This is a genomic window from Actinomadura soli (assembly GCF_005889715.1).
GTDB lineage: Bacteria > Actinomycetota > Actinomycetes > Streptosporangiales > Streptosporangiaceae > Spirillospora > Spirillospora soli.
Genome location: NZ_VCKW01000515.1, coordinates 1 through 2222, shown reverse-complemented (window position 1 = coordinate 2222; position 2222 = coordinate 1). Strand labels below are relative to the sequence as shown.

Annotated in this window: 4 protein-coding genes; 1 reads left to right on the top strand and 3 read right to left on the bottom strand. The window is 67.6% G+C overall.

Annotated features, from left to right (window positions below; all coding sequences use genetic code 11):
- Nucleotides 1-46 precede the first annotated feature (46 nt).
- On the bottom strand, nucleotides 47-454 hold the full coding sequence (locus ETD83_RS41400; RefSeq protein ID WP_205718183.1) for a thioredoxin family protein: 408 nt from the start codon (nucleotides 452-454) through the stop codon (nucleotides 47-49).
- Nucleotides 455-563: 109 nt separating this feature from the next.
- Between ETD83_RS41400 and ETD83_RS41395 the strand changes: the two genes are divergently transcribed.
- The gene (locus tag ETD83_RS41395) at nucleotides 564-959 is read left to right on the top strand and encodes a heavy metal-responsive transcriptional regulator (RefSeq protein WP_138650696.1); all 396 of its coding nucleotides are present in this window, start codon (nucleotides 564-566) and stop codon (nucleotides 957-959) included.
- Between the two features lie 210 nt (nucleotides 960-1169).
- Here ETD83_RS41395 and ETD83_RS41390 read toward each other — a convergent pair whose 3' ends face one another.
- Nucleotides 1170-1571 carry an arsenate reductase ArsC gene (locus ETD83_RS41390; RefSeq protein ID WP_138650695.1) on the bottom strand — a complete coding sequence of 134 codons (402 nt, stop codon included), beginning with the start codon at nucleotides 1569-1571 and terminating at the stop codon, nucleotides 1170-1172.
- A gap of 10 nt (nucleotides 1572-1581) precedes the next feature.
- Nucleotides 1582-2222: arsenate-mycothiol transferase ArsC (locus ETD83_RS41385; RefSeq protein ID WP_138650694.1), on the bottom strand; the 641-nt coding region annotated here is incomplete at its 5' end.

The following is a 2222-nucleotide window of genomic DNA, read 5'->3' as shown; positions in this document are numbered from 1 at the left end:
CTGCTCACGAACATCAAAAACCATCCGAACCGCGCGTTCCCGCAGCTCAGGGGAGTACTTCCTCGGGGGTGCCATAGCCCCTCACCCTTCCAGGTATCGGAGCCTCCAGCCGACCCGGGGTGGTCCACGCCTCCACACCAGCCCGGTCTGCGACACTCGCACGCAGGGCTCGGCGCAGAGCAGCCACTGACGGCGCTCCCTCCAGCCGGCCACCGGACTCGCGGAACATCCGGCACGACAGACTCGGCGGGCCGGACGGATCGGCGAACGGATCGATCCCGTCCATCAGCAGGGTCGGTGATCCCCGCATCCCCCAACGGACCGCTTCGCCCTCCACGCTGATCACGCGCCATGTCACCGAGATCTGCTCGTGATCAGCCAATACTTCGGCCAGCCGTTGCTGCAGCACCGGCCCATGCGGACAGTCCAGCACCGTCAACACCGTCAACTCCACGTGGACCTCCACAGCGTCCAGACGCCACCCTGTCGCGTCGCTTGTCGCCGTCACCGTCGACGGTAAAGCTTCCAGCGCACTGGAAGGTCAAGCGCGTAGCCTGAGTCGTATGCGTATCGGTGTCTTCGCCGCACAAGCTGGGCTGACCGCCAAGACCATCCGGTTCTACGAACAGGCCGGGCTGCTGCCGGCCCCGCCCCGTACGAGCTCGGGCTACCGCGACTACCCGCCCGAGGCCCTGGCGCGGCTCGCATTCATACGAGACGCCCAATCAGCCGGGCTCACCCTGAGTGAGATCCGCAGCATTCTGACCATCCGCGACTCCGGTCAGCCCCCCTGCCGCCACGTCGCCGAACTCATCGACCGGCACCTGACCCAGGTCGAGGAACGCATCCTCGAACTCGCCCAAGCACGCGCCGCCCTCACCGACCTCAAACACCGCGCCGCCTCCACCGACCCCGCCAACTGCGACGACACCGCCATCTGCACCATTCTCACCCGATGACCACCACGCCCGAGGCTCATCGTGGGAGCGCCGCTGGAATGGATCCTGCAGTGTCCACCTTTTCCGGCACAGATCATGCCCGCCCAGTTTCATGGAGGGGATGGGTAAGGTCTCGGCATGCGCCCTGAAGCTGACCGGGCGCCGCCTCCCAGGTCCGACGCCTTCAGGTGACGCAGTCGCTGCAGCCTGAAGAGCATGGCGGGCTGTCCGTCAGGTGGTTAGCTCGGCGGCGAGTTTCTGGATGCGGGTGCGGATTTCGTCGCGGATGGGGCGGACGGCTTCGACGCCCTGGCCGGCAGGGTCGTCGAGTTGCCAGTCCTCGTAGCGTTTGCCGGGGAAGACGGGGCAGGTGTCGCCGCAGCCCATGGTGATGACGACGTCGGAGGCCTGGACGGCGTCGGTGGTGAGGACTTTGGGGATTTCGGCGGAGATGTCGATGCCTTCTTCGGCCATCGCTTCGACGACGGCGGGGTTGATCTGGTCTGCGGGGGCCGATCCGGCGGAGCGGACCTCTACCTTGTCGCCGGCGAGGTGGGTGAGGTAGGCGGCGGCCATTTGGGAGCGTCCGGCGTTGTGGACGCAGACGAATAGGACGCTGGGCTTGGTGTCCATGGGATCTCCCTTAGAGGTCGAATGGCCGGTTGCCGTCCGGGAACAGGTCCTTGATCAGGTGAGCGAGGCGGTCGTCGATGTCGGCGGCGATGGTGCGGACGGTGTCGGGGTCGGCGCCTTCGGGGTCGGCGACGCGCCAGTCGAGGTAGCGCTTGCCCGGGTAGACGGGGCAGGCGTCGCCGCAGCCGAGGGTGACCACGACGTCGGCGGCGCGGACGATCTCGTCGGTGAGGGGTTTGGGGATCTCTCGGCTGAGGTCGAGCCCGAGTTCGGCGGCCACGTTCAGCACCGCGGGGTCGAGGGCGCGGCCGGGTGAGGAGCCGGCCGACCGTATCTGCACCGCGGTGCCGATCCGGCGGTGGAGCAGGGCGGCGGCGAGTTGGGAGCGTCCGGCGTTGTGGACGCACACGAACAGCACCGTGGGCGATTGCTTGACCTGGCGGCCTTCGATCTCGGCGAGCGCGGTGAGGCGTTCGCGGGCGAACTTGGCGGCCAGCACCGGCAGGTGGATGCCGACTCTGGCGGTCATCCGCAGCAGGTCGTAGGACTCGATCAGGTAGCGGTCGATGGTCTCCCGGGAGAAAGTCCCGTAGAACCGGTCGGCCAGCTCGTCCGCCACCCGGTACAGCGCGTTCTCAGGGAACACCATTT